Raw genomic sequence first — 6,734 nt, forward strand, 5'->3', positions numbered from 1 at the left:
GGGATTCGCTGCTGCGCCGGTGCCCGTCCGCTCTCGTCACGATCCCGGCCGCACTCGACGGCGCTGCCCTGCGTTCCGGGGTCGCGGCGGCGCGGCGCGTCGTCGGCCTGCTGGACGGGCGCAGCGAGAGCCCCGGCGAATCTCTGGGCCGACTCCGCCTCCGCTCGGCGGGCATCCCGGACCCGAGCCTGCAACGCGAGTTGTTCACGCCCGACGGCGTGTTCGTCGCGCGCGTCGACTTCTTCTGGGAGGAACTCGGGATCGTCGGCGAATTCGACGGCATGGGCAAATACGGCGCGGGCGATCCCACGTCGACGGCGGAGACCGTGCGGCGCGAGAAGCTACGGGAGGACGCGATCCGCGACCTCGGGTTCGAGGTCGTGCGGTGGACGTGGCCGGAGTTGTTCCGCTTCGACGTCGTCGCGGATCGTTTCGCGCGGGCCGTCGACCGTGCCCGCCACCCACAACCGCCGACGACGAGGACAGCCGCGCGGTGCCGGCCGCGCGGTGCTGTCTATCCGGTGCGCGGATGAATCAGATGTCGGCGAGCACACCCTCCGCGCTGCGCACCGCTACCGCTGCCGCCCGCGCAGTGAACGGGTCCAGCAGCGGGTGCTCGGCCCGGGCGCGCCACACGCGCACCGCCGCGACACCCGCGGCCCGGACCTGCGGCGTGGGCGCGTCGTCGGGCAGCCCAAGTCGCTGCCGCGCCCCGATCCCGAAACCACCGACGAGGCGCTGTAGTTCGAGGGATTCGTCGACCCCGAGTTCGACGGGATGCGAGCGCAACCGGCCGAGCAGGCGCAGTTCGGCGAATCCGTGGCCGTCCGCGAGTTCCCGCTGCACCGACGCCAGCAGACGACGATCACCACACGCGCGCAGTACCCGCCGGAGGGCGAGCAACGCCGAATGAGTTTTGAGTTGCTCGGCGCGCCGGCCGAACTGGACGTCGATGACCTGCCGCAGTTCGTCGAGCCCACTGCGCGCGAGCAGTTCCGCGGCGAGCGTCGGAGAGTCGCGCACACCGAGTTGCACGAGTGCGACGGCCATCCGAATCCCGAAGAGCCCGAACCGGTCCGCCAGTTGTGCACGCAATTCCGGGTCGACGGGCAGCGGCATGTCCGGCCGCGCGAACCGGTCGACGGACAGCATCGCGGCCTGCAGTTCCGCAGCAGGCAGCGCGGCAAGCGCCTCGAACGCGGCGAACTCGCGCTGACGCAGAGTCCGTGCGGCGAGTGCAAGCAACCCCGCGACCGGGACGACCGCCTGACACAGTCCGGTGCGTTCGAGTTCGCCGGAGAATCGAGAGGCGACGTCCTTGGCCGACATCATCGCGTCGGCGCGGCCCGCACCGATCTCGTCGGCCCGCGAAACGACGCCGATCACACCGAGCGGACCGGAGTCGCCTCCGACGTGGCGGCCGATACGTTCGAGGAATTGAACGTCGGCCGCACCGAGTGTACGCATCAGGTAGACGACCGCGTCGGCGCCGGATGCCGCGTCGTCGGGCGTGAGCAAATTCAGGGTTCGAGCCGAAACATCTTGGGAGAGAGATGAAGTACCCGGTGTGTCGATGATCGTGGTCTGCCGGAGCGCCCGCGCGGGCCACTCGACGTCGATGCCGTCGATGCGATCGGCGGTCAACTCCCCCAGGTCGAACGTGAGCCTGCCGCGCCGACGCTGGACCGGAACGGGCAGCGACCGGCCGCCGCCGTATCTGGCGGTGACCGCGGGAGTGGCCCCGTCGCGGTACCAGGTGACGACGCGGGTGCACTCGGTCGCATCGGTGGGCGCGATGTCCTGCCCGACCAGGGCGTTGAGCAGAGTGGACTTGCCTGCCTTGAGCGAGCCGGCCAGTGCCACCCGCAGTGGTTGCGCCAGCCGGGCCTCACATTCCGCGAGTTGCCGCGCGATCCGCGGATCGTGCCCGTATGCCGCCCGCGCCTCCGCGATCAACTGTCCAGCGTTCACGGTCGCACTCCCGCCAGTTCACGTGCCCGCTCACGCAGGGCGACAAGTGTTTTCAGTTTCTCTTCGAGTTCATCCGCGCGCTGGTGCCGCTGTTGCTGTTCCAGCGCCGCAGCCTCCTGCACAGCCCGCAAGGACTCCGAGACCGACCGCAATGTCTGATCCGCGAGTTCGGTGAAATGGTCGCGCAATTGCCGCTGGATCGACCGCAGCCGATCCTTCGATTCCTTGCCGACCTGAAACCCGACGTCGTCGGTGAAACGCCGGATCGCGGTCTTCGCGTCGACCCGTCGTTTCGCGACGCGGGCCTGCTTGTCGTCGCGATACGCCTTGGTGCCGAGCACGACACCGGCGCCGATCGAAACCGGATTGATCAGGGCCATGCCCATGAGCGTGGTGACGAGCCCGAACATGAGGACACCACCGTACGACCCCTTCATCCCGACCAGCATCTTCTGGCCCGCACCGATCCGGCCCGGGTCGAGAACCTCGAGAGGATCGACCGGTTCGAACAGCGAGTCGAGGTCGGCGAGCCGCAGGTGTGGCAGACGGTTCGCACCGTCCGCGGCGAACAGGTCTGCGACAGTGGCGGCGAGTGCGGTGGATCGTTCGTGCGCCCACACGAAGTTGTCTCCGACCGACTCCGCGACCTGTTCGGCGAGCCATCCACCCAGACGCGGCCACTGTGCGCCCGGGTCGCATGCGTCGACCTCGGACTCGGCGGCGCGGGTGACATGCCGCAACCTGTCCCGCAGGTTATGATCGATGTCGGCGGCCAGATCGGTGATGCCGTCGGCGAGCGTCTGCTGCCAGCGCGCCGCGCGGGCGCGCAGCGCCTCGGCCGCGTTCCTGGCTCGGACCAGGTCCGCGACGGCGGCCGCTCCGGCATCCGGGTCGCGCAGAGCCGCGAGCTCCCCGGCGACCCCCAGTGCGACGTGATCGACGACGACCGCGACCTCGTGTGCGACAGTGTGCCGGTCGTCGTCGGTGGCACGAGCCACGACCCGCTCACGCAGATGGTCGTAGACGGCAGCGAATCCCGACTCCTGGTGCAGCGACTCGTCGTCGAGTTGCAGGGCGTGCTCGCGCAGCAGCGACGAGACGGGCAGCAGCGGAACGTCGAGGTCGGCGTGTTGCAGATGACCACGGTCGGCGTCGACGATCGCCCGCCAGTGCGGATACAGATCGGTCTTGGTGACGAGCACCGCGACCGCTGGGCACAGCATCCGGACCTGCCGCAGGAAGCTCAGCTCCGGCGCGGTGAATTCCTGGCTCGCGTCGGACACCACGAACACGGCGTCGGCGGACGACAGCAGCGTGAGTGTCGCGGACGTGTGCGGATTGGTGTGCCCGCCCACGCCAGGAGTGTCGACGAAGACGAGTCCGTCGGCGAGAAGTGGGCTCGGCACATTCACCTCGAGCTGGCGGATCTCGCGGTCGCCCGGGTGGCGACTGCGCGGACCGACCCCGCGCAATTCGGTGAGGGGAACAGGTAGTCGCTCCGGTTCGGCACCGGTGTCGGCAACGACCAGTTCGGCGGAGGCCTCGGCTGCGTATTGCACGAGGGTCGGCACGGCGGTGGTCTCGTCGTCGCCCACCGAGCACACGTCGAGCCCGAGCAGCGAGTTCACGAAACGGCTCTTGCCCTGACCCAGCAACCCCACCACGACGACACGCAGCCGTGGGTCGAGCACCCGTGTGCGGGTCGCGGCGAGCCTGGCGGCGAGATCACCGCGACCGGCGGCCCGGGTGTATTCGGTGGCGTCGTCGACGAGTTCGGCGAGCGCGGCGCGGCGCGGCGCTGGGTGGACCGGTGTGTTCTGCATGGTGCTGCGACGGCTCGCCTTCTGTCGTGGACTGTGGAGATTACGGCGACCGGATCAGTTCGGGAAGTCGATGCCGGTGATGTCGGAAACATCGGTGATGCCGGTGGTGTCGGGGCCGACGTTGCTCGATCCGCCGACGAACAGCCCGTCCCCGCCGACCGAGGAGTCGAACAGGCCACCGCTGCCGGCGGCAGCATCGAACAGGCCACCGCTGCCGGCGGCGTTTCCGAACAGGCCGCCCGGGTCGAGCGACGACCACACATCCGTCGCCCCGTGGAGGTCGCCGGACAGCGACGCCCCGAGGTCCGCGGCGCCCTGCAGTCCCGCGGCAGCGTCCGCGTCGAGTCCGGCACCGGACACACCACCGGTGAGCTGACCACCCGCCTGTGCGGCGGTATCGACTGCCGCACCGACATCGCCCACGAGCCCGGCCGTCACGTCCACGCCTGCTGCTGCCCCAACACCGATCGCGCTCTCGAGTTGCGCGCCGAGATCGCCACCGACCTGCAGCACCGAACCGGTCGCGGCCGACAGATCCGCACCGGCACCCAGATCGGCGTCCAGATCGGCATCGACACCTGCCCCGAGGTCGAGCGCGGAGTCGACGGCACCGCCGAGCGAACCACCCAGTTCTGTCCCGGTCCCGAGCGCACCTGCCAGCGCAGTACCGACTGCGACGCCGAGGTCGGCGCCGGCACCGACCTCCGCGTCGACCGTGGTGGAGAAGTCGCCACCTGCGGACAGGGCGGCGTCGAGTGCGACGCCCAGGTGTGCGGCGGCACTCGGGTCGAGTCCCAGCCCGCCGGCCAGCGCACCCGAGACCGCTGCACCGAGGTCGGTCGCGGCCGATCCGTCGAGGCCGAGCGTCGCGTCGAGGACAGATCCGACGGCACCATCAAGAGCAGCGCCGGCCGCGCCGCCCGCCTGCAGGGCCGCTCCGAGCGATGCGGCCAGATCGGACGCGGCACCGATGGTGAGACCGGTATCGACGTGCAGATCACCGCTCGCTCCGGCTTCGGCGCCGGACGCCGGATCACCACCGAGACCCAAGCCCCCGCCCAGGCCCAGGCCGCCACCCAAACCGCCACCGACACCCAGACCGCCACTCAGGCCGAGTCCGGCGGAGGCACTTCCGGCGATCGTGCCTGCACCGCCGAGCGCGGCGGTCACGTCGAGCGCGGAACCCGCGAACAGGCCGGTGTCGGCGACCAGCGGCGCGACCGCGACGATGTCGGCGTGGCACACGTCGGTCAGTCCGGCCTCGGCAAGCACCAGATCGGGATTCTCGCAGTAGCGGGCCAGTGCGTCCTCGTCGCGGAACAGGGCGAGGATGAAGTCGAGCACAGCGTTGGACATCGCACACTCCTATGGTGTTCGGGTTGCCGGGTGTTTCGGGCTGACGTCGACGTTAGGAAGCCCCGGTCCCCGCGACCAAGGGGATCAGCGCCCCCATCTGCCGGCGCCGGTGCGTTAGGGGGTGCGTGGCCGCTAGGGAGTTGTGCCCATCGCCCGGGAGCGCGCTAACGGAATGCGTGGGCGAAGCGACATATCGGTTCGACACGGCGGAGTCGACCCGCCACGAAGCAGGACGGGAGGCACCGATGCCGGCAGGACTGGGCGTCACCATCGGATCGGCGAACGCGGTGGCTGTTACCACCATGCGCGACCGACCCGACAACCCGACGGTCCTGCGCCGCGCCGCAACCGTGCGACTGCACGACGACAACACCACGCGACTGCATGAGGACAGCACAGCGGAGTTGGGCAACGGCACCGGACGCAGCGGCTTCACCGGCTTCGTCGACCGTGTCGGCGACCCGGTCGGCATCCTGTCCGCCGACGGCACCTCCTGGTCGGGTGAGGACCTCACCGCGACCGCGGTGTCCTGCCTGGTGCATGCGTCTTTGCCGCATGCCGCCGTGACGGTGACCCGTCCCGCCACCTGGCCGGAGCACTCGGTCGATGCTCTGCGCGGCGCGCTCGACCGCATCGGCCTGCGCGAGGCGATGCTGATGCCCGAACCGGTGGCGGCGGTGCACTGGCTCGACGCGGTGCACGGTCCGCTGGGCGACGGGATCGTCGTGGTCTACGACCTGGGCGCGAGTTCGCTCGATGTGGCGGTGCTTCGTACCGGCGCCGAACCGGAGATGCTGGGCCGTCCACTGTCGAGCGTCGAACTGAGCGGCGACATGCTCGATCACCTCGTGACCACGCATGTGCTCGATGCCGTCGGTGACGCCACCGGCAATCTCGACGTGTTCGATCCGGTTGTTGTCGATGCGCTGGCCGAACTGCGGGCCCGGTGCCGCGCCGCGAAGGAGGAGTTGTCGGCGGATACCGAGGTCGTCGTTGCGGTCGAGTTGCCGGGGGTCCGTCGCGATGTGCGACTGGTGCGGGACGAGGTCGAGGATCTCGCGCGGGGGCCGGTGCGCGACTCGCTGGCGCTGATCTCCGAAGCGTTGCGCACCGCCGACATCGACCCGTCCGACGTGAGCCGGGTCCTGCTTGTCGGCGGTGGATCGTCCATTCCGATTGTCGCCGAATCCATTTCATTTTGTCTTGGCCTTCCGGTGACGGCGTCGGCGCACCCGGCAGACACGGCCGCGACAGGCGCGGGCATCGTTTCGGTGCGCTCGCTCACGGCCCCGGGTGCTGTGGTCACTGCACCCGATCCAACCCTGCCCGTCGAGGACGCGATCACCACGGAACTGTCTGTGGTGCCACCGCCACCCGGTGACCGGGCGGCGTTCGCGGTGGGCGAACCCGTCGAGCCACAGCGTTCCAAGGCCCGTAAGTTCACGCTGATCGGTGCGGCCGCCGTCGCGATCGTGATCGTCACCGGCGGTGGACTCGCCGTCGGCACGCTGACGACGAGCGCCGGAGCCGAATCCACCCGCTCGTCGACCGTGGTCACTCCCAGCGCGCCGACGACCGCCGGAG

The 6,734-nt window shown here is 70.0% G+C and carries 4 protein-coding genes and 1 pseudogene; 2 read left to right on the forward strand and 3 right to left on the reverse strand.

Annotation, left to right across the window (positions count from 1 at the left end):
* Positions 1-533, forward strand: a pseudogene (locus WAX14_RS00310) (hypothetical protein); the annotation flags it as partial.
* A gap of 1 nt (position 534) precedes the next feature.
* Here WAX14_RS00310 and WAX14_RS00315 read toward each other — a convergent pair.
* Genes WAX14_RS00315 through WAX14_RS00325 form a run of 3 tightly spaced genes read right to left on the reverse strand, consistent with a single transcriptional unit; the run spans position 535 to position 5,150 of the window.
* Positions 535-1,971, reverse strand: a complete 1,437-nt coding sequence (locus WAX14_RS00315; RefSeq protein ID WP_422626110.1) for a dynamin family protein — start codon at positions 1,969-1,971, stop codon at positions 535-537.
* Positions 1,968-3,794, reverse strand: coding sequence for a dynamin family protein (locus WAX14_RS00320; protein WP_422626111.1), 1,827 nt, complete (start codon positions 3,792-3,794; stop codon positions 1,968-1,970). Before WAX14_RS00320 ends, WAX14_RS00315 begins: the two co-directional genes overlap by 4 nt.
* Before the next feature lie 54 nt (positions 3,795-3,848).
* Positions 3,849-5,150, reverse strand: coding sequence for an IniB N-terminal domain-containing protein (locus WAX14_RS00325; protein WP_422626112.1), 1,302 nt, complete (start codon positions 5,148-5,150; stop codon positions 3,849-3,851).
* Positions 5,151-5,395: 245 nt separating this feature from the next.
* On the opposite strand from WAX14_RS00325, the gene WAX14_RS00330 reads away from it, so the two are divergent.
* The coding region (locus WAX14_RS00330) for an Hsp70 family protein (protein WP_422626113.1) at positions 5,396-6,734 on the forward strand (1,339 nt) is incomplete at its 3' end.

Origin of the sequence: Rhodococcus sp. (in: high G+C Gram-positive bacteria) (assembly GCF_049299235.1) — a bacterium.
In the GTDB taxonomy this organism is placed as follows: Bacteria; Actinomycetota; Actinomycetes; order Mycobacteriales; family Mycobacteriaceae; genus Rhodococcus.

Excerpts from the sequence above, each read along its gene's own strand:
- WAX14_RS00320 (WP_422626111.1), bottom strand. The coding sequence starts at position 3,794 with ATGCAGAACACACCGGTCCACCCAGCGCCGCGCCGCGCCGCGCTCGCC.
- WAX14_RS00325 (WP_422626112.1), bottom strand. The coding sequence starts at position 5,150 with ATGTCCAACGCTGTGCTCGACTTCATCCTCGCCCTGTTCCGCGACGAG.